The 20681-nt window shown below is 69.8% G+C and carries 17 protein-coding genes and 1 pseudogene; 8 read left to right on the top strand and 10 right to left on the bottom strand.

Annotation, left to right across the window (positions count from 1 at the left end; translation table 11 throughout):
* Nucleotides 1-11: 11 nt before the first annotated feature.
* On the bottom strand, nt 12-1067 hold the full coding sequence (locus tag AOK08_RS43330) for a GNAT family N-acetyltransferase (RefSeq protein ID WP_241827010.1): 1056 nt from the start codon (nt 1065-1067) through the stop codon (nt 12-14).
* Nucleotides 1064-2392 (bottom strand): phosphotransferase, encoded by a 1329-nt coding sequence (locus tag AOK08_RS19285; protein ID WP_079054129.1) that lies wholly within the window; start codon nt 2390-2392, stop codon nt 1064-1066. Before AOK08_RS19285 ends, AOK08_RS43330 begins: the two co-directional genes overlap by 4 nt.
* A 9-nt stretch (nt 2393-2401) precedes the next feature.
* Between AOK08_RS19285 and AOK08_RS19280 the strand changes: the two genes are divergently transcribed.
* The 4 genes from AOK08_RS19280 to AOK08_RS19265 all read left to right on the top strand — a co-directional run bounded on the left by AOK08_RS19280 (nt 2402) and on the right by AOK08_RS19265 (nt 8452).
* On the top strand, nt 2402-4015 hold the full coding sequence (locus tag AOK08_RS19280; RefSeq protein ID WP_055527446.1) for a site-specific integrase: 1614 nt from the start codon (nt 2402-2404) through the stop codon (nt 4013-4015).
* A gap of 62 nt (nt 4016-4077) precedes the next feature.
* Nucleotides 4078-5886: a hypothetical protein gene (locus tag AOK08_RS19275; protein WP_055527441.1), complete on the top strand. Its 1809-nt coding sequence runs from the start codon at nt 4078-4080 to the stop codon at nt 5884-5886.
* Nucleotides 5883-8018, top strand: a complete 2136-nt coding sequence (locus AOK08_RS19270) for a site-specific integrase (protein WP_055527439.1) — start codon at nt 5883-5885, stop codon at nt 8016-8018. The genes AOK08_RS19275 and AOK08_RS19270 overlap by 4 nt, the downstream gene beginning before the upstream one ends.
* On the top strand, nt 8018-8452 hold the full coding sequence (locus AOK08_RS19265; RefSeq protein ID WP_055527437.1) for a hypothetical protein: 435 nt from the start codon (nt 8018-8020) through the stop codon (nt 8450-8452). Before AOK08_RS19270 ends, AOK08_RS19265 begins: the two co-directional genes overlap by 1 nt.
* A 286-nt stretch (nt 8453-8738) precedes the next feature.
* Here the strand turns inward: AOK08_RS19265 and AOK08_RS45825 are convergent, their stop codons facing one another.
* The 4 genes from AOK08_RS45825 to AOK08_RS19250 form a co-directional block, all read right to left on the bottom strand.
* Complete coding sequence (locus tag AOK08_RS45825; protein WP_157876728.1) at nt 8739-8924, bottom strand: hypothetical protein; 186 nt, start codon at nt 8922-8924, stop codon at nt 8739-8741.
* Nucleotides 8925-9050: 126 nt separating this feature from the next.
* Entirely contained in the window at nt 9051-9800 is a 750-nt protein-coding gene (locus AOK08_RS19260) for a class I SAM-dependent methyltransferase (protein WP_055527462.1), read from the bottom strand.
* A 349-nt stretch (nt 9801-10149) separates the two neighbouring features.
* Entirely contained in the window at nt 10150-10371 is a 222-nt protein-coding gene (locus AOK08_RS19255; RefSeq protein WP_055527435.1) for a hypothetical protein, read from the bottom strand.
* A 368-nt stretch (nt 10372-10739) separates the two neighbouring features.
* A complete protein-coding gene (locus AOK08_RS19250; protein ID WP_055527432.1) occupies nt 10740-10952 on the bottom strand; it encodes a hypothetical protein in 213 nt (70 codons plus the stop codon).
* A 147-nt stretch (nt 10953-11099) separates the two neighbouring features.
* Between AOK08_RS19250 and AOK08_RS19245 the strand changes: the two genes are divergently transcribed.
* Together AOK08_RS19245 and AOK08_RS45820 are read left to right on the top strand one after the other, a co-directional pair.
* Nucleotides 11100-13766: a TOTE conflict system archaeo-eukaryotic primase domain-containing protein gene (locus tag AOK08_RS19245; RefSeq protein ID WP_055527426.1), complete on the top strand. Its 2667-nt coding sequence runs from the start codon at nt 11100-11102 to the stop codon at nt 13764-13766.
* Between the two features lie 237 nt (nt 13767-14003).
* Nucleotides 14004-14405, top strand: a complete 402-nt coding sequence (locus tag AOK08_RS45820) for a DUF6300 family protein (protein WP_157876727.1) — start codon at nt 14004-14006, stop codon at nt 14403-14405.
* Between the two features lie 109 nt (nt 14406-14514).
* On the opposite strand, the gene AOK08_RS19235 is transcribed toward AOK08_RS45820, so the two are convergent.
* On the bottom strand, nt 14515-15039 hold the full coding sequence (locus AOK08_RS19235; RefSeq protein WP_055527418.1) for a hypothetical protein: 525 nt from the start codon (nt 15037-15039) through the stop codon (nt 14515-14517).
* Nucleotides 15040-15245: 206 nt separating this feature from the next.
* On the opposite strand from AOK08_RS19235, the gene AOK08_RS19230 reads away from it, so the two are divergent.
* Nucleotides 15246-15695 carry a hypothetical protein gene (locus tag AOK08_RS19230; protein WP_157876726.1) on the top strand — a complete coding sequence of 150 codons (450 nt, stop codon included), beginning with the start codon at nt 15246-15248 and terminating at the stop codon, nt 15693-15695.
* A 92-nt stretch (nt 15696-15787) separates the two neighbouring features.
* Nucleotides 15788-16711, top strand: coding sequence for a hypothetical protein (locus AOK08_RS19225; RefSeq protein ID WP_055527409.1), 924 nt, complete (start codon nt 15788-15790; stop codon nt 16709-16711).
* Between the two features lie 247 nt (nt 16712-16958).
* On the opposite strand, the gene AOK08_RS19220 is transcribed toward AOK08_RS19225, so the two are convergent.
* From AOK08_RS19220 to AOK08_RS19210, 3 genes and pseudogenes are all read right to left on the bottom strand, one after another.
* Nucleotides 16959-18704, bottom strand: coding sequence for a hypothetical protein (locus AOK08_RS19220; RefSeq protein ID WP_241827009.1), 1746 nt, complete (start codon nt 18702-18704; stop codon nt 16959-16961).
* Nucleotides 18705-18894: 190 nt separating this feature from the next.
* Nucleotides 18895-20025, bottom strand: a complete 1131-nt coding sequence (locus AOK08_RS19215; protein WP_063794087.1) for a hypothetical protein — start codon at nt 20023-20025, stop codon at nt 18895-18897.
* A 101-nt stretch (nt 20026-20126) separates the two neighbouring features.
* Nucleotides 20127-20681, bottom strand: a pseudogene (locus AOK08_RS19210) (hypothetical protein); the annotation flags it as partial.

The following is a 20681-nucleotide window of genomic DNA, read 5'->3' as shown; positions in this document are numbered from 1 at the left end:
CAACACGATGGTCACTCGTTCCCCCAGTCCCACGCGTCGAAGTAGGCGGCCACGCCGGAGCGGCGGGCCTCCAGCACCGCGCTCAGTCGCGCGAAATCCCGCGGCGGCATCAGGGGTTGCCACTCGGCGAGCGTCAGCACACCGACCTCGTCGTGCTCGCGACGGTCCAGGACGATGCCCTTGATCTGTGCCTCGGTGAGCCGGCCGCCGTCGAAGATGCAGCCCATCGTGCTGTAGGGCCACTCGGCCCCGGGCAGCCCGAACACCGTCGCCAGGATCCGCGGCGGCCCCTGCACCCGCAGGCCCGTCTCCTCCCGGCACTCGCGGACGGCCGTCTGCCACGGCCGCTCGCCGATCTCCATCGTGCCGCCCGCCATCTGCCACGGATGTGTCGAGGAGTACACCGAGTGGAGCTGGACGGGCCGGTCGTGCTCGTCGGTGAAGAACGCGCAGGCGAACCCGGTCGCCTTCATCAGCGTCTCGGCGTACTGCTCGGGCGGCATCCAGGGGGCGGGCTTCTCCTCCTCGCTGCGCTGGGCCGGCTGACCGTGCCAGGTCATCCGCATCAGTGCCGGATTGCTCGCAAAGCCCAACTCCCGGTACAGCGGCGTGGCTTCCGGGCTGGAGTGGAGCTCGAAGAGCGTGACGTCCCCGGCCTTGAGCTCGTCGAGCAGCGCTGACAGCACCGCGCGGGCGAATCCGCGGCGCCGGAAGCCGGGGCGCGTGGCGACGGCCTGCACGCGCGCCGCCAGACCCTGGGGATACGACGGGGCCGGCAGGACCGCGTGGATCAAACCGAGCGCGACCGCAGCGAGGCCGCCGTCCGAGGCGTCGATCACGAAGGCCCGGGCATCACCCCCCGGCCCCAGGCGCAGGGCCAGCTGGGTACTGCACCGGCCGATCCACTCCTCGTCCAGCGGCGTGGAGAGGATGAGCTCGGACCGCAGGCGGATGATGCCCTCGGCGTCCTCCGGCACCGCCGCCCGCACCACTGGCAGGACGCCCGTGCCGCGTGCGGCTGTCTGCCCGGCCGACTCTGTGTCGACAGGAACTGCGTCACGGTTCACCACGGCTCTCCAGGGGATCGGGTGGTCGAGGCGGCTGCTGTGCGCAGCCGATTGAGGGTCCGCTTGCCGCGTTCGACCAGCTCTGGATCGCCGTGAGCGGCGCCGAACTGGATGCCGGAGACCGCGTCCAGGGCGGCGTCGACGAACAGGTGCTCCTCCTCAACGTCCGTCAGCGGCCGCCCGTACCCGGCGATCAGAGCCTCGTAGAGGTCGGGGCGGCCGGCCCAGGCATCGGACAGCCGCACCAGGTCACGCACAGCCGGTCCAAGCTCACTCCGTTCGAAGTCGATCACGGCCAGGGCGCCGTCGTCGGCCTGGAGGATGTTGCGCAGCTGGAAGTCGCCGTGGGTCTCCACCCACTCCAGCGGCGGCAACTGCTCCGCCCGCTGGACGAGGTCCCGCACGAACTCCTCGTCACCGAGCTCCAGATGAGGACGCGCCGCTGCCAGATGCCGCTCGGCCTTCTCGACCGTCGGCCCGCTCCCGTCGGGCGCGGGACTCGGGGGAGTGCTCTGGTGGATCTCGCGGGCGAGCGCCCCGACCTGGTGGAAGATCCGGCGCTCCTGCTCCGGCGTGTGCACCGCGCCGTACAGGGGGCTGCCCGGCACGGCGGTGACCACGACCGCCAACAGATCGTCGTCGGCGGCCATCAGCCGTGGCGTCGCCGCGCCGAGCGTAGGCACCCAGCTCCGGTAGGCGCGCACCTGGCGGCCGTGGAACTTGCCGTTCTGGTGGACCTTCACATACCAGGTGCCGCCGAAGGCGCCGCGCGCCCGCCACACCTGGCTGCCCGCCCACGCCCAGGAGACGTCCTCCCAGCCCGCAATGCGTCCCACCGTTCGTTCGGTGAACTCCCGTACTTCGGGCGCGGGTTGTGGGGCAGGCGGATCGTCGCCGACGGCGGGGATGATCCGCAACCGGTCGGTGGCGGGGGCGTAGGCGATCGCGTCGGAGGGCTCCTGGAAGTGCACCGCGAGCCGGGCGCCGGCCCGGTAAGCATCCAGCCCGGCCCGGCAGTAGGCGACCATCGGCGTGGGCAGGGCATCGAAGCTGAACCATTCCATGCCGTCGCACACGTCCGGCTCACGGATCTGCGGGTCGCCCTCCCAGCAGCGGACCTCGAAGAAGAACCCAACGCGCGCGCCGCCGCCGGGGGAGCGGTGGTGCACGGTAACGGCCGCGCGGACATCGGCCACGTCGACCCCGATGCCGGTCTCTTCCCCCGTCTCGCGTACGAGCGCGGCGACCACGTCCTCCTCGGGCCCATCGAGGTGACCGGACGTTCTCCAGGCACTCGCGTGTTGTAGAAATAACCTGCGCAGCATGGAGGAATTATGGGGGCGAACGATCGCTGGACCGTCGACTTCTACGACATGGTTGAAGCTGGTCCGTATGACCTACTTGAGGAGTTTCTATGGTTCGGTGACCTGCACGAGCGGGCAGCTCGTAACGGGGCCCGCCACGGCACGCCGATTCTGAACTCCCCTACAGGTCACGCGGATCCGAGGATCAACCTCTTCTTCCGCACGGGCTCGATGGCGGGTGCGTCGGTGAAGACGATGCGGCGGTACGCCTACTCCCTCGCGGTGTGGCTGACCTTCCTTCACGTCTTCGGTCGCCGCTGGGACGAGGCGACGCCTGGTGACGTTGAGGCGTACAAGGACTGGCGGATCACCGACGTCCGCAATGACGAGCGGGTCAAGGGCACGAGCTTCGACACCGACCGTGCGGCCCTCAACTGCTTCTACACCTGGGCGGGCCCCCGTTACCGGACGATCAACCCGGTGCCGTCCGTGCCCCGCCAAGCCCAAGCGTCGCCGAAGCCGTCTGGCCTGGTTGACCAGGGCGGAAAGCCGCTGGCCAGGAACGGGCGGGACCCCTTGCGGCCAGCCGCAAGCCGTCGGCGCCAGGTGAAGTGGCTGCTGCTCAGCGGGTACGAGCAGTGGCGCAACATTGGTCTGCGCGGCTACGGGTTCGACGGCCTGCGACGCCCGGGATGGCGCGGGTACAACGAGGACCGGGATGTCGCGTTCGTCGATGGTCTGTACGGCACCGGGCTGCGGGTCCAGGAGTGGGCCAGCGTCCTCGACGTCGAGCTGCCGTTCGGCGCGAAGGGGCGGTACCTGAAGGCATGGCTGGCCGCCGCGTGCATCAAGGGTGCGCCGGACGAGGGCCGTTACTACCGGATTCCGCGCCGTGTGCTGATGGACTCGGTGGCCTCGTACATGGACGAGGTGGAGGGATCGCGAACCGAAGTGATCCGCCGGGCCCAGCGGGCCGGGCGCTACGACCGCTTACCCGGGGTGCGGATCGTGACGGGCTACAGTGCGCGCACGCGGGAGCTGCACATCGAGTCGGCATCTGGTGGTTCGGTGCCGCAGTCGTTGGACGTGCTCGGTCCCGACGAGCGACTGCGGCTGTTCCGCAGGACGCCCCATGGTCTGGAGCCGCTCGCGGTGTGGCTCTCGCACGACGGATTGCCGAAGAAGGTCGGAGGCTGGGAGGACACCTTCCGGGACGCCAACGAGCGCATCGCTGATCTGTGGGCCGACCTCTCGGCAGAAGAGCTGACGCCCGAGCAGCGCGAGCGCCGACGGTCGCAATGCCCTGTGTGGGCCCGCGCTCATATGCTCCGCCACTCGTTCGCCCTGCGCTGGTACCTGGTGCTGTCCATGGTGTGGCAGCCCCACCTGGAGGGATATACCGACGAGCAACTCAAGGACCTTCGTGACCAGTTCGGTGACGTCTGGTACGCCCTGTCGATTTTGATGGGTCACAGCCACCCGGACACGACGCGCGATCACTATCTGGCGCCGTTCACCGGGCTCCACGTCGACTACCTGATGGCGCTGCTGGACGAGGACGAGCAGAAGGCGCTGGAGGCTCTCGTCCGGACTGCCGTCGCCGCCACCGGGGTGGTCCTGACTACAGTCGAGGTTTCCCGATGAGCCGGGGTGGACGGCGAGCGAGTCTGCCGTCGGCCTCGTGGCAGCCGCCGCAGCGAGGCATCGTGCCGGAGGGATCCGGCACGCTGGTGCGGTTCTTGGAGGAGTCCGGCAACCGGTTCAAGACCTTCGACTTCTCCACCTGCGAGGTGGCGCCCGAGATGCAGCAGTGGCTGGCCAGGTGTCTCAGCCGCCGCGTCGGCACGGCCCGTACCCCGGTCAAGCGGCTCAAAGCGGCGGGCCAGCACTTCGACGCTCTTCAGGGATTTGCGCGAGTTCTCAACCGGTACCAGCCCCAGCCGGCTTGTCCGCAGGAGCTGTCCGGTGCGCACATCCACGCGTTCGTGGAGCACTACGACGGCCGTCCGAAGCGTCAGCATTCCGCCCTCATGGGTCTGCGAACCGTACTGCGGGACGATCCGGAGCTTCCTGAGGAGGCCCGCCAGGCACTCTTCGACGTCCGTGTGAAGAAGCCCGAGGTGATGAGCCCCGGCGCCTATGAGGACGAGGACTGGCAGGCGATCATGACGTCGGCGCGTCGAGACGTCCGCCTGGCCCGGGAGCGGATCGAGGCCGGACGACTCCTCCTGGCGCGGTGGCGCGATGGCGATCCGAACCTCAGCCGACACGAGGCGGAGGAGGGTGAGCTCCTGGATCTGTTCGACCGGACCGCCGACCTGCCACGGATGCCAGGCTCGGGCGACTACACGAAAGCGGTGCTGCGGGTCGGCGGTTTTCGCCGCCTGGCCGCGAGCCTGTGTCTGACCAGGCCGGACGCGACCGCGTTCTGTCTCTTGCTGACCGCCTTGACCCAGGAAAACTTCGGCACCGTCGCCACCTGGCCCGCCGCCCATTTCCACCCGGAGGGCGCCCGGGACGACGAGCGCGTCGTCCTGGTCGAGGAGTCCAAACCCCGGCGCGGCCCCGAACGCGAACACATGGTCGCCGCGCTGGAGCATCTGCCCGACGACATCGCCGATCTCCTCGGCGCCGGCGCAGACGAGCCCCGCCTCATGCGATCGCCACTGCGCCTGTACCTGCTCCTGCTGTCGCTCGCAGAGCTGCCCCGCCGTCACAGCGGGGCATCCGCGGCTTTCGTCTCGCTCTCTCTCGGCGGGAGCAAAGAGGGCCAACAGGCGGACCGTTGGGGCGTCGGAGTCGAGGCCCGTGATGTCCTCAGATGGGCCCGTGCACGCGGTTTCCCCGCGGCCCGGCACGCCACTCCCGGCCGGCCGGGAGTGGACGTGGACAGGATCCGGCAGACGGCCTTGGAACGCCGTCAGCATCCCGTGGCGCACTCGCGCCGCACCCTCAACGACGTCTATCTCAAGGGCAGCAGCACGGTGCGGGTGGACAGCCGGCGGGTCGTCGGTGCGGCCCTGCGCCAGGAAGTCGCCAAGGCCCGTGTGATCCAGTCCGTTCCGGTCTTCACCGCCGAGTTCGTCGCCTGGGCCCGCGAGAACCTGGGCGAGGCCGCCGCCCAGGCGGGTCTGGAAACCCGGACGCTGAAGGACCTTCTCGACGCCCAGCGGGACACCGCCGCTGTCGCCTGCGTGGACCACCTCGCCAGCCCCGTCGCAGAGCCCGGCCAACCGTGCCCGGCCTCCTTCCTGGAGTGCCTCACTTGCGAGAACGCCCGGGCACTGCCGCATCACCTTCCCGTTCAACTGGCCGTCCTCGAAGGCATCCGTCAGCGCCGCCCTCACCTCGATCCACCCGTGTGGCAGGCCCGTTTCCGCGCTCCGCTTCAGCAGTTGGAGGAGATCATCAAGCACTTCACCGACGCCGAACACGAGCAGGCCCGAGCCGACCTCGGAGCAGACCAGCAGCGGCTCGTGGATGATCTTCTTGACGGCCGCTGGGACCTGCGATGACCACCGCCGCCGCCTTTCGCGCGGCACCGGACGGCATATGGCCGGCCGCCGACATCGTGATCCTCCGCAACCGGTCCCTGCGCGCCGGAACCGACCTGAAGACCTTGTCCCGCTTCGGCGACCCCGTCTGGCACGTCAAGCCGGCTCACCCCGATGCGCACATGAACGTCTCGCCCCTGACCTGGGACCACTACCCGTCCGACTTCCAACTCCCCTTCAAGACGTTCTTCCTCGCAGCGCTCGACCACCCCTACCCGAGCAATCCGATCATCGTGCAGCGCGGCAACGAGCGCCCGAGCGTCTCGACGTTCGACTACTGGTTCATGGACCTGCAGGTCTTCGCGGACTGGCTCGTCGGGACGGGCATCTCGCGCCTGTGCGACGTCACCGAACACCACCTTGACGCCTACCGCGCCTACGTCCTCGCCCTGGCGCGCAAGCCAGGGCGGAAGGTGGACATTCTGGCCGCGGTGCGAACCCTGTGGCTGTACGGAACGCACCTGCCGGCCGAGGGACGGCTGGCCACCGGTTATCCCTGGCCCCGCGCATCCGACGAGGTGCTCAAGGTCCCTTCCGGAGGCCGGGCCAACAAGACGCCGCGGATCGCACCGGCGACCATGACCGCGCTCCTCGCCTGGGCGCTGCACGTCATCGAGGTGGTCGGCCCGGACGTCCGCGACGCCTGGGTCGCACACCACCAGATGCTCGCCGGGACACACGCCTCGCAGGCCGAATTCCGCGGTCTGTCGAAGAGTGAACGCATCGCCCGGTACATCACTCGCTGCCGACGAGAGGGAACCCCGCTGCCGGGGCACCGTACGGACAACGGGCAGCCGGACATCAACTTCTCGGCCATCCAGCGAATGCTTCATGTCCTCACCTTCACCGCCCGGCAGAAGCGCACCCTGCGCGAGTCGGGGCTGCCCATCGCCGCAGACACCTATGTCGGGCAGATCACGGGCATTCTCGACGGCCGGCCATGGCAGGACTCGCCCATCGCTGTGTCCGAGCTGCGCAATCTCATGCGCATGGTGGCCGCTGCCTGCTTCGTGGTGATCTGCTACCTCAGCGGGGCGCGGCCCGGGGAGGTGCTCAACCTGCGGCCCGGCTGCCGGGATTCCGACGAGGAGACCGGAGAACTGCTGATCGTCGGCCGCCGGGGCAAAGGCTACGACCGCGCCTCCCTCCCGGAGCTCCCGGAGACCGAGGAAGTGGCCGATCAGCGGCCATGGGTCGTCGTCGCTCCGGTGCACGACGCCATCGCCTTGCTGGAGAGCCTCGGCGACTACACCTTCTTGTTCCCCGCCAGCTTCACCAACCCCCACACCGCCAGGCCCAACGACTTCAACGCCCGGCAGAGCGAGATGATCAACCGGGACCTGGAGGACTTCGTGGAGTGGATCAACGACACCTTCAGCAGTCCCGATGCCGAGGTGCCGATCCCCCCGGACCCGACGAAGCACCTGCACGCCTCACGTTTCCGAAGGACTCTGGCGTACTTCATCGTCCGCCGCCCCCGCGGACTGGTGGCCGCCGCGCTGCAGTACGCCCATGTCCACACCAAAGTCACACTGAGTTACGCGGGCCGGGATGATTCGTCCTGGATGGACGACGTCCAGCTGGAGACCCTGGAGATGGTGCTGGAACAGAACGACGAGGACGCGCGCCTGCTGGAGACCGGCGAACACGTCTCCGGTCCCGCCGCCGACGAGTACCGCCAACGCGTGCGCAGGCGCGCCCGGTTCGCCGGACGAGTCGTCACCGCCGGACGGAGCGTCGAGCGGCTGCTCGACCAGTCCAATCCGGACGTCCACCACAGCGAGGCCATGACCTGTGTGTGGAGGCGCGAGACCGCCGCCTGCCGCAAGGCGCGGCTGGAAGCCGGGCTGCCGGCCGAAGACGGTCCCAACGAGGGGGAGTGCCAGCCTGACTGCACCAACCTCGCGTACACGGACAGGAACATCGTCGAGCAGCGGCGCCTCCGGCGGTGGTGGGAGGCCGAGGCAGCCGACCGGCTGAGCCCGCGTCCCCGTCGGGACCGGGCGGCCGCGCTGGCAGAGCGCAGCCGGGCCGTCATCGAGGCCCACCACGCGGGCCCGCCCGATACCAACCCCGTGACGAAGGAGCCGTGATGGGACGCCGACCGCGTGATGAAGAAGCCGACCGTGCCGCGATCCGGGCCGCGGCCGACCGGCTTCTGGCCGGCACGCCTCTGCACTCGCAGTCCGGAAAGCTGACCGCATCGGAGCTGATCGCCGAGAGTGATCTTCGGCGGGATGTCGTGTACCGGCACACCGACCTCATCCAGGCATTTCAAGCCCGCGCAAAAGCCCAGGACTCCACCCCGACCGCGATGCAGGAACTCGCTGACGAAAACCGGAAGCTCAAGGCCGATGTCGATGAACTGCGGGGCGAACTCCACCAGGAGAGGGCGACGAGCAAGACCATGCGAATGATCATTGCCGAACTCTCCCTCGAACTAGAACAAGCCAAGGCCGAACTCGAAGGTGCCTCTGGTGTCACCCGGCTGCTGGCGTCCGCCCCGCCACCCTCGCGGCCCGGCTGACCAAGGAGGCCCGGGCCCGGGTCCTCGCCCTGGTCGCCGCCGGGGCGGAAGACGAAGGCTTGCCCGACCCGGCCGCGCCGTCACCTCAATCGCCGATCCGCCCCGAAAACCGCGACCGGTACCCCGCCGATTGGAAAGCCATCAGTTGGGCCATTCGGTACGGCATCGAGGCATGGCGAGACCCCGTTACGAGGCAGCGTATCCGCGCTCCCCGGCGCGGGGCGGAAGGATCATAAGCCGGACATGCGCAGCGGCGACGACTGTCACGCACCTCAGGCGTGGCCAGTCAGGAACCGGCGGCGTGCAGAACGTCTGACTCCTCCGCGCCGGAGAAGGTGACCACCTCGAAGGTGTGCAGGCGGCTGGTCTGCTGGACCGGGCCGTGCGTGAACAGCGCCTCGTCCGGGCGGACTGCCGCGATCCGCACTACCCGCTCGCCGCCGTCGCCCGGCTCTCCCCGCTGTCGAGTCATGCCCGCCATTGTCCCGACCACGGCGCCTTCACAGGAAGGCGGCCCTGCTGCGCCCTGCGAGCTGGGGGACAGGAGACGCGGCGGGATGCTGGGTGGGCGCCAGTTTCGTTCCGAGGTGCCAATCCCCTATTTGCGCAGGCGCACCGCGTACCCGGATCCGGTGGGGTCGCGCTCCATGGTCTCCATGGTCCAGGCGGATCTGTCCACGGCCGCGGTGAACTCGTCCGGTGCCGCCAGCCAGTAGTCGAACCAGGGCGTTGCCACTACGCCGTCCCGTACACGCAGCCGCAGCTGCCCGGGTGCCCGGCCGCGGCTGAGGTTCCAGGAGTGGTAGCCGGCGTGGACGGTGCCAGCGCCGTCGCCGGGATCCGTGCCGGTGCCGATCAACCGCGCGCCGGGGCCGGCCACTGCGGCAAGCGCTGACAGGACCTGCGGCGCCTGCTCGGGGCCGCCCAGCAGGCCGAGGCTGTCCCCGCACAGGGCGATTGTGTCGAACCGTCCGAGCTCTCCGGGCAGGAACGGTACCGAGCCGACCACGGCCTTGGCCCCTCGCTCGCGCGTGATGCGCACAGCGCCGGGCGAGGGATCCACTCCGACCACTTCGTGCCCGCGGGCCACCCACGCGACCGCGTGGCGCCCGCCGCCGCACCCCACGTCCAGGACCCGGCCCTGGGCCCGCTCCCATGCCCACCGATCGAGCGCCGACCACTGCGCGGGCTCGGTGAAGTAGCGGGAGGCGTCGTTGGCCGCGATCAGGCCGTCGTCGCGCTCGATCACTTCCACTGCCGACCACGGTGTGGCACCGGTCTCCCAGCAGCGGGCCAGAACACGGCCGAAGGCATCGTCAATCCGGGGTTCCTTCGCGACCAGATCCATGACGCCCATGGTGGCCCTGCACCTTCACGCCCTGCCCGCGAATTTACGGCCGCCCGAAGGTCCTCGCGCCTGTGACGCCACGCCCAGGGCCGTTGGACCCTGATCCGGGCCGGGCGGTCTTCGCCCCGCAACTCCCGGATGCCCGGACCGGGAAGCCGGTCACCGCGCGGGGCTGCTGGGAGCCAGGGTGAGACCGTGGCCGTCGTCACCGTGGAGGCGGTGCTGCAGCTGGGCCGCCGTACTGCGGCGGGAGAGCAAGACTCCGCGTGATTGTCGAGAACCATGGACAGCCCCGCCCAGCAGGTGAACTCCCGGGCGGGGCGTCGGCGTTTCGGGTGGGTCGGCGCCTCTACCGCCGGGCGGCGTAGTCCTGCGGCGCCTTGCGAAGGATCTCCAGCATCTGGGCCTCGGTCAGCTTCCGGACGGCCAGTGCGGACGCGTTCGCGATCTTCCGGAACAGGATGTCGGCGGGGATCAGCGGCACGTCGAGGACGGCGAAGAGCGTGTGCTCGTCTGCCCCGGCGCCTTCGCTGAACTCGCGGTGCAACAGCCACACCGTCTCAGCGAACATGGGGTAGTTGGTCTCGTGCTTGCCCCACAGGCACCGCAGCGTGTCGCCGCCGAAGTCGCATCGATGACCGGCTTGTAAGGATCAAGGCGAGAGGCCCGCTTCGGAAGTCCCTTGCGCGGGGCGGGCCAAGCCGACGTGAGAGCCTGATCGACCGTGCGGCGGGCGACGTTGTACTTGCGCGACAGAGCACGGACCGACATTCCCGCCCGGGAATCCCGGCGGATCGCCGCGAACAACTCGACTCTGGACATGGACGGCATCGGCGTCACCTCACACCGTGGAGCACTCCGATCGTCCCACCACCGGACGCCGGGTGGCAGCAAAACTCATCGACATCCTTCTCCTCGACACACCAGTGGCTCCCGCCCTCAACGACAAGTGGCAGCAGAACCCACTGATAAAGCCACCCGGTTGATGAAGCCCCACTGATACGCCATCTCGGCCGTCTTGTCCGGGCGGCTGTCGTCGTTCACGTACCGGACCCAATCGTTCAAGAGGTCCCAGCGCAGCGCGTTGACGATCACCCCGGTCGGTGCCTCGCTCGGTCGTAAGTCGGTGGCGAGCTCATCATCGAAGGTCATCCGGCGACCCTAGCGACAGGTGCCGCCGTCCCGCCACAGCGCCCGCCCGCAGTGCCGGGCCGTCTGCCCGGCCGACGCGGCATCAGCGGTAGGTGAATCTGGGCGTTCTGACTGCGCGGGACATCCCGGATCTGGATCATGAGGAGGGTGGAGGACTGGTCCGACTGCCATGACCCGGCCGAGCTGCGCATCCGTCTCGATGTCGCGCTGGAGGAGAACGCCGAGCTCCGCGAGGAACTCGCCCGGCTGCAGACCGAGAACGAGCGTCTGCGGGCACGCCTCGGCGGCGCTTGCCCCGCTGAGCCCGCTGTCTTGGCACCCGTCCCGGACCCGTTGCCGGTCGTGCCGGTGCTCGGCGCCAACGGGCTGCCGTACGCGGATGCATCGTCCGGCAGTGAGGCGAAGATCGCGCTGTTCCGGGCGCTGTTCGCCGGCCGCGAGGACGTCTATGCCCGGCGGTGGGTGAGCTCGAAGACCGGGCGTACCGGGTGGAGTCCGGCCGAGGACGACCCGTTCGACAAGAGCAAGGACGATGCGGACCGGGTGTTCTGGCCGCTGACCGACGAGACCGTCTACGGGCACCTCGATCCGTCCCGGCAGGGCCGCAGCGAACTACACGTGGGCCTTTACCCGCTGCTGGCCGACGACACCTGCCGGCTGCTGGCGTGTGACTTCGACGGCAAGGACGGCAGCGACTGGCGCGGCGACGCGACCGCATACGCCGGCGCGTGCCAACAGGCCGGTGTGCCCGCCCTGCTGGAGATCTCCCGCTCCGGCAAGGGCGCCCACGTGTGGACGTTCTTCACCGCGCCCGTCGCCGCCGCCACCGCCCGGGCCCTGGGCATGGCGCTGCTGCGGCGGGCGATCGACGCCCGCGGACAGATGACGCTGTCCAGCTACGACCGTCTCTTCCCCGCCCAGGACTTCCAGCCGGTCAAAGCCAGGGGCGGCTTCAGGTTCGGCAGCCTGATCGCGCTGCCGCTGCACGGCGTCGCCCGCGCCAAGGCCACCACCGTCTTCGTGGACCCCGGCACCTGGCAGCCCTACCCGGATCAGTTCGCCCGTCTCTCGCGCACCGAACGTGTCACACCGGCCGAGGTCGAGGCGCTGGTCGACAAGCTCGGCCCGGTCAAGGCCGGGCCGTCGGCGACCGTACCCGAGCTGGGACCCAGGCCCCGCAGGAAGGCCCTGGGCAAGGCGCCGGCCATGGTGCCCGCACGGCTGGCCGCCATGTTGGAGATCTCCACCACTGGGCTGCCCCCGCAGCTGCTCGCGGCGCTCAAGCACGCCTCGTCGTTCCACAATCCGGAGTTCTACCGCAAGCAGAACCAGCGCTTCTCGACCTGGAACACGCCCCGGCTCATCTGCTGCTTCGATGCCACCGGCCCGGACTGGCTCAAGCTGCCGCGCGGTCTCGCCGACGAGGCCGCCCAGCTGGTCGCCGCCGCCGGAGGGACCCTCACCATCACCAGCGACCTGCCCGAACACCCGGAGATCACCGCGCGCTTCACCGGCGAGCTGACCGACGTCCAGCAGCAGGCCGTCGACGCGATGGCGGCGCACCCTACCGGTGTCCTGGTGGCTCCTCCTGGGGCTGGCAAGACGGTCATGGCTTGTGCCCTTGTCGCCCGCCGCCGCACCCCGACCGCTGTGGTCGTGAACCGCAGCGAGTTGCTGGACCAGTGGAAGCAACGCCTCGCCACGTTCCTCGATCTCGGCGAGGGCCAGGTCGGCTCGCTCGGTGGCGGTAAGGACCGCCGCACCCACGTCGTCGACCTGATCATGCTGCAGACTCTGTCCCACCGGGATGCGCCGCCCGACCTGCTCGACGGATACGGCCTGGTCATCGTGGACGAGTGCCACGCCGTGGGAGCGCCGGGCGCCGAAGCGGCGATCCGGGTCGCGAAGGCCGGCCGGTGGATCGGCCTGTCCGCCACCCCCTACCGGGCGGACCAGATGGACCCGGTGATCACGATGCAGTGCGGCCCGATCCGCCACGAGATCGACGACGCCAGCACCTTCGCCAAGCACTTCGTCGTCCACCCCACCACGTTCACCACCGACGAGCCCGGCAACGACGGCGCTTCCTTCCAGGCCATCTACACCGAACTCGCCCACCACGCCGACCGCAACGCCCAGATCGCCGTGGACATCGCAGGCGCCGCCCGGCGCGGCCGGTGCAGCCTGGCCCTGACCAACCGCGTGGAACACCTCCACCAGCTGGCCGCCGCCCTCAAGCCGCACGGAGTCGAACCCATCCTGCTCCACGGCGGGTTACCGCCGGCCGAACGAGCCCGCATCCGCACCGCCCTGGCCGAGGACACCACCACACCTCTGGTGCTCCTGGCGATCGACAAGCTCGTCGGCGAGGGCTTCGACCAGCCCAGATTGGACACGCTCTTCCTCACCAGCCCCATCTCCTTCAAGGGCCGTGTCATCCAGCAGGTCGGCCGCATCATGCGCAACACCGAGGCGAGGAAGTCCCACGTCGAAGCGCACGACTACCTCGACGCCGAGGTCCCGCAACTGGAGCGCATGCACCACCGGCGCCGCCGCATCCTCGAACGCCGAGGCTTCACCACCACGCCGGTCGAGAAGCTGCCCACGCCGCCGCCGCCGGCTCGGCCCGCCGCGACGCCCGCCGCCGTGACGATCCCGCGCCCCGCACCGGCAGTCGCGGAGGCCCGGGCCTGGGCCCGCAGCCAGAACATGGACGTACCGTCCCGAGGCAAGCTCCGCCAGGAGATCTGGGACGCCTGGCACACCGCTCACCCAGACCAGGAGCAAGGCGCCGCGCCTGCTGCCTCTTCCTGACCTGCCACTACTGTCCGTCCCATCCCGTAGCCGTCACAACGGCCTTGGAACCGCGGCGACTTGGGATCGGCGGTCAGGGCCGAACTACGTGGGCGGCCGGTAGTGCGGCGTGTATGGCCTGGCACCGATGGAAACGATCGACGTGCCGGACCAGCAGTCGGCCTCTTGACTGCGATCACACGTCGGGCGGATCGTGGCTGCTCGCGTGTCGTTCCATTTCCGAAAGGGAGACCTCGCATGTCTCCAGCCTGGCGCTACGTCGTGCGCCCCGACGGATCGTTCTGCCGCATGCCGAACATCGACGGGTGCCTCGACTCCATGAGCGACGAGCAACTGGAGGCGCTGGCCTCCCACGCGCTCCGCCCCGACCAGGACAAGGCACCTCGCCCGTGCTCCCGCTGCGGCGATGACCTCCTGCTGCACTGGAACGGGCCGATCGTGACCGGTGTGCGGTGGATGGAGCTGTGCGCGGACTGCGACGCCGAGCGCCCCGCCGCCGGCGCGCTCATCCGCTGGCACCGTGACCCGACCGCGATCCGAAGGCGCTGCCGCAGCTGTTCGAGGACTGGGAGTCGGAGACCATGCAGGACCATGGCTGGTCCCGCGTGGCGCAGGAAGCGGCGCCCGCCAGTCCGCTGATCCCGCCCGGCCTCACGCCGCGCGGGCACGGCTGAGATCCGGGCGCTGCGGCAGACGCGGAACTGGGGACCTGAAGGAAGGCAGGCTCACGCCCGAATCGGCACCGTGATCACTCGTCGTCCGTGTGTGGCTGGTGGCGCTGGACAGAGACGTACGCCCACATGGTAGCGATCACGAAGTCGGCGTCCCGGAACTCTTCGCGGGTGATCCGCTGGTAGCGCCTGCCCATCCCGACATGGGCCGCGACCTCGGCCCGGCTGATGGAGAGCCGGTCGTCGACCGGGTCGGTGACGTGGGCGTCGATGAGACCGTACTGGTGGCTGTTCATCTCGCTGACGTGGTGACGGATGCGCTTCCAGGGATCGTTGCTGCGGCCGATCTTGACGCGGGGAATGGGCCCGGCTTTCTCCAGAACATAGAGCCGCTGCCCCTCACCGGTGCTGGCCAGAGCGTTGTACAGGCCGTCCAGGACCCGTTCCTGATGACGCTGGACGGCCGCGGGCAGCGGCAGCTCGGCGCCGGCCAGCAGGATCGCCCGGGCCTCCTTTTTGGTCTCCTCGAACGAGGGCGAGACAGGGACAGGCAACGGGGTGAAGGGCAGGACGGGCAGCGGCAGCAGCGGCGATGTGGTCACCCGCGGATCTTCCCCCATTCACGAAGGGCTGGTGGCGTCACACCTATTGGCGCTCGGGAGCCGGGCACCGGTACCAACGTAGTCCGTCCGACCTGCTGTGGAATTCGTGGCTCGGCTCTGGCATCCCGGGCCTTGAGGCGGTCGTTTTCCCGTCGGCGGGCCCGATTCTCGCGCGCGGTCGGGCGGTTAAGGGGAAGGTGTACTTCGTGAGTAAGCCAAGGATGAAGGAGCGGCAGTTGGCCCAGCAGAGCCGGGCCGAGCGGGTACGGACGTCCATCGAGGCGGCCGTCGTGTGTCCGCTGTGCCCGGAGGTAACCGCCGAGGTGGGGCTGGAGGCTCTCACGAAGGCCCTCGGCGTGGAGGAATACCGCCGAGGGTGGAAGACCACCAAGTCCGTCAGAGAGCGTGCCGAGCGGTTGACCGGCGATCCGGGCTGGCGGGAGAGGGCGCTGGGGTGGATCGATGCGTTCCGCCACTCGCACCGGCACGGCCCGACCTGGCGGCAATTCGGGACGGAGCCGTCCCTGTGGCCAGACGATACAACGGGATCCGTGGTGATCAATGTGCTGCGCGAACTCAGCCGGGACGGCTACCTCGACGGCACGAAGACTCCCTTCGGGCTGCGCCATACACCGCCACAGGGCAGTCAGTCGTAGTGGAATGATCAGCCACCTGTCGGCAACGTGCGCCGCAGAACGAGGGGAGACAGTCGCCCTGCACGATCCTGCTCCAACTACCGTCTGTCGGTATGGATATCGACGAGCATCTGCAGCAGGTGGCCCAGGCCCGCTTCGGCTCGGCTTGGGACGGATGCGTCTCCTGGGCCGGGGAACTCACTACTTGGTACCTTGCGCAGCACCCCGCGACATGGAAACTGGCCGTCCAGAAGAGCACAGAAGCCAGCAAAACTGTACTGCCCTACGTCGAGTTGGTCACTGCGTGTGCCTTGCACTCCACTGCGGTCACCGAGCGCATGGACGCGCCTGACGGGTCACAGCTGCTGGCGGTCCCTCTCACCTCTGCCGTCGGACTCCTTGACCACGACCGGATCCTCGACACTCTGGGCTCAGCTTCCCCGCCCGACGATCGCCTCACTGAAGCACTGCACAACCTGCGGGCCGCGCTCGAGGACAAACAGCGCAGCCGCGGCAACGCTGCGTTCATCGTCCAACAGGCCCGTGACTCCCTCGCCGCCCACGCCGAGCTCGGAAGCACGGTGGGCGACCGGCTGCGCGCCGTGCTGGAGACCCGGCACGCGTTCAGCGCCGCCCTGGGCCAAGAGCCTGCAAGCCGAGAAGTGGAAGCGGACACAGCTGTCTACGACCGCGCCCAGACCGTAGAGCAGCACGCGACGGCAGTGCACATGTTGCAGGCCATCCTCCGCGCTGACGAGATTGCAGGGACGAAGGATCCCGGGCGGAACCGCAACTTTCTCTTGCAAATGGCGGCGCTCCATGACCGCTATGCCCTCGCGATGGGCGACATTGCCTCCGACGTCGTCCTCATTGAGGCACGAGACTTTGCCAACATCCTCGTCGAATGGGACCGACGCCACGGAGGCAGTGCAGGGGCCGTACCGGCGGCAGACCCCCGATGGACCGACCGCCCCCGCAACTACGTACGCCAGGAATATGGAGCCTATCTGGACTGGCTTGACAGCAAGGTGTCTTGATGGGAAATAGGGCTTCCCGGAATCAGGGGGTGCCACGCACTCGTGATGTCCCACGCCGCTGTCCCAAGTGGACCGACCGTTGCAGAGACGAAGGGGCGGCAGACCGCTGCGATGGGGGAACTGTCCCGCCACGCGAGACGTCGTCCCGGACGATGCGTTGGCCGCGATCTAGCAGGTCAGCGCGCGGCGGCGCCACGAGGAGCGTCTCGCTGTTGGAGCGGACGGCGCAGCTCGCGCAGCAGGCGGGTCAGGATGTCTGCGCCTCTGCGGGCGTGGGGTCCAGGGAGTCGAGGAGCTGGCCGAAGGTGATCTTCTCGTCGTCGTAGCCGAAGGTCATGGCGGCGGCGAGTGCCTCCCACCGCCTCGTGCTGCGGCCGCAGTGGTCCAGCAGGATCGTCAGGGCGACTTCGGGTTCGTGGCGGGCGAGGACCTCGTCGGCGGGGATCTGGCGCAGGTGTTCCAGGGTGTGGTAGCGGGACTTCACGACGGCTCGGTAGACCTCGGAGCGGGAGAGGTACTCGCCGGTGGCGGGGGAGTCGAGCCAGGTCTGCAGGACGGCCGCGGGGTCGGGGTGCTTGCCGAGTTCGGCGTCGTCCAGCAGCCGCAGCACACCGTCGTCCTCGTCTTCGGGCGCCGGGACGGCGGCCGCTGCGGCCAGGAACCAGTCGGGCCCGCCGGTCTTCTCGGCGATCCAGGCCAGTTCGGCGGGGTGCAGCCCGTTCAGGACGTCCGCGACGGCGGTGTGTGGGGTGTGCGGGTTGGCGGCGAGGGTGGCCAGGGCCTGGACCCGGCGGTGCTCGGAGTGGCGTTCCAGGAGCCGGGCCGGGCGGTCGTGGTCGGGGTCGGCGTTGTCGAGGACGCGGATCAGGGTCCGGCTCGGCGTGGGTGAGACGACGGCCGGCGGATCCAATTGGGCGAGGTGGGCGCAGGCCCCGGCGAGGTGGTCGGGGTTGGCGCTGAGGAGGGCCAGGTCCTCGGCGAGGCGGAGGACGCGGCTGTCGAACTCGTGGTCGCCCTCCTGTTTGTCGGACCAGGTGAGCAGCTGGCCGCAGGTGACGAGCGCGTTGGTGGCCGTGTGCAGCTGGTCGGTGGCGAGGGCGGTCAGGCGCGGGTTGTTGTGGACGCGGTGTGCGAGGTGGTGCAGGGTCCGGCGCGCGGTCACCTGCGGGTTGGGCAGGTCGGCCAGTTCGGGCAGGCACAAGGCCGGAAGGCAGGCGAGCAGCAGTTCCTCGCTGAGAGCGGGAGCCGGGTCGGCGGGGAGTTCCTCGCTGTCCGGGTCGGCGGCGCGGAGTTGGGCGTCCTCGAGGGTCTGCGTCTCGGCCTGGTCCAGCAGCAGGTGCTGGACGGCCGCCCCGAGTACGGGGTGCGCGGTGAGCTGCGGCCACCGCTGGGGGCACCGGGCCAGCATCGCCCAGCCGGCGCGGCCGCCCAGCTCCAGCGACCAGTCCTTCGAGAACGCGGACACCGCCTCCCAGCCCTCTTCGGGCTCCGGGTGGAGCAGGTATGCGGCGAGCGGGGTGAGGCAGGCTTCCAGGACGGCGTCGAACAGTTCCGGCGGCACGGGCGGGACCGGCGCGGCGCCCTTGGTGCGGGTGTAGCGGTCGGGATCCCAGTCCCGGACGACATGCTCCACTTCGTGCTCGGGAAGTCGAGGCAGGAGCGCGATCGCTGCTTCGAGCTGGTCGGGGTGTCGTGCCAGAGCGGAGATCAGCCCGGCCCAGACCCTGCGGTGCCGCAGGATGGCGGGCACGTCGGCGGTGGTCACGGTGCCGTCGGCCGCCAGGGCGGCCAGCGTCTTCTCATCGGCGTGCACCAGGAGCTGGCCGCGCAGTCGCTTGGCCGGGGTCCGGGCCAGCAGCGCGGGCAGCGCGGCCTTGAGGGCTTCCTCCCGCCACCGGTCGGCCTTCGCGTCGAAGCCGTCCCGATTCGTCGCCGGGGCGCACAAGGCCCCGATCACTGTCTTGAGTGCTTCCTTGGGGAGATCCTCACTCATCGCGAGATCCCGCCACAGCGGGTACGTGCGAGCATTGACCATCCCTCAGATCCCCTCCCCAGCCTGACCCGGCGTCACCACCCGGTCGCCATCCGTGGAACGACCGTACGGCGCACCAGGGCACGCGCGGGCGCGATCGGCGAAGTCGCCTCGCCTCGACGCTCTGGACCGGGGCGCCTGCTCGGTCGGCTCACTCTCTCGCGGCGCGCGGCTGCAGGAGGATCCCGTGCGCCGCGGCCGTTTCACCCGGCCGCAGGGTCCACGGCACGGACGGGATCTCGGCGAGCCACCTGTCGGCCAGGAGCCGCTCGACGATGATGCTCCGAAGCGTCCGCGGCCAGCCCAGAGAGGAGCACAGTTGCCCGTACGAGGGCCCGTGCCCGTGCCGCGTCCGAAACACGGCAGTGGCCTGCGCGGCTTGCAGGCTGTGGCCGGGGTTGCGTTCCTTCCAGGCGTCGTACGCGTCGCGTACGTGGCGTGGGGCTCTGCTGGTGTAGCGGGTGGCCGTGAACGCGGCCGCCACCTGGGCGCGGGGTAGGCGGCACACGGTGCACCGCTCGACTGCTTCCGCGTTCTGCCGCACCGTCGGGCGGGCCTCCTGCTTCCACTGTGCCCACTCCGCCCTGGTGGTCCGGGCCGGACAGGGAACCTTCCACGGGCCTTTGCGTGGTGGGGAGTCGTCCGGGTCGGCCCGGTGCGGCAGCCGTCCAACCAGGTTCCGCATGGAGGAGCCGAGCCGGTAGAGGTCGTCGTCGAGATGGGTGAGGAAGCCGCTCGTCACCAGGCCGGGCAGGTGATCCCGGCAGGCTCGCGGCAGGTCGTCCGGCAGCGTGCCGTTCAGATGGGCGGAGGCGTGGCCGGCCAGGAACAGCCCGGCGAGCTGGGCAGCCGGCGGGGTCCCCGTGAGCAGAGGGGCAGTCAGGGTGCGCGCGGTCCAGCCGGATACCCGCGACCGCGGATCCTTACCGAGAGGCAGAGGGTGGTCGTCCGGTCCGGCCGCCAGGGGCGGCACCGTCACCAGGGCCGGGGCGTCGGCGTCCAGGTCCAAGAGCCGGTCGGGAAGCTGCCAGCCCAGGGCACGCAGATCAGCGACGGCCCGGTACGCATCGTCCAGGCGAAGCTCCCGTACAGCGGCGGCCCCGATCCTGGCGGTGCCGCCCCGCGCGGCCCGGATGGTGATGACCACAGCGAGCAGCTGGGCGTCAGGCGAGGACAGCGGCAGGGTGGCCGTGTAGGAGAGGAGGCGACGGGCGGCGTGCCCCTGCGGGATGGTCAGCAGGAAGGACGCTACCGGCGCCGAGTGAGCGGCAGGCTTCGGCATGATCGGCATTGTCTCCTGGAGGCCAGCCTGCCCCTCATCCAGCAGATGAGCGGGCCAAGACGGGCCCCACCGTCACGGGTGCCTTCCTACGGATGCGTGCCTCACGCCTGGAGGGGACAGGTGAGCGGGAGGACGCGTTCGGCCAGATGTCCGGTGAGGTGGGCATCGGTGAGGGCAGCGTCGGTGAGCCAGTCCGCCGCGGTCAGCTGGTCGACCAGATGCTGCAGCTCACCGGAATCGACCGAGACCCCGGCGGCGAGAGCGGTCAGGTCGATGCCGTGGCCGCCGGGACCGAGGCGCCCCGCGGCGTCGGTCTGGGTGGCCAGCGTCAGGGCGAGCAGCCGGGTGCTGGCGGTGGCCTTGGCCTTGCGGAGTTTCTTGTCCGAGATGACCTTCTGGGCCCAGCCGGAGAGCTTGGGCCGCATCTTCTTGCCGAACGTGAACGGGCCCGTCTCCTCCTCGTGGGGTGCCAGGGAGGGGACGGTGATCGGGGTGGGGTTCTCCGGCCGGGAGGCGAGCAGGTCCCCGGCGGTTCCGGGCAGCGCGAGCCAGCCGCAGCCGGTCAGCTTCTCGACCAGGCCCTCCGGGTCGGTCAGGCCCAACCCGGTGAGGTCCTGGCCGACGAGATTGCCGGTGCCGGTGTGCGCGGTGCGCAG

Origin of the sequence: Streptomyces graminilatus (assembly GCF_001418565.1) — a bacterium.
In the GTDB taxonomy this organism is placed as follows: Bacteria; Actinomycetota; Actinomycetes; order Streptomycetales; family Streptomycetaceae; genus Streptomyces; species Streptomyces graminilatus.
Note: the sequence above shows the minus strand (reverse complement) of the source record. Positions and strands in the feature narration are given on the sequence as shown.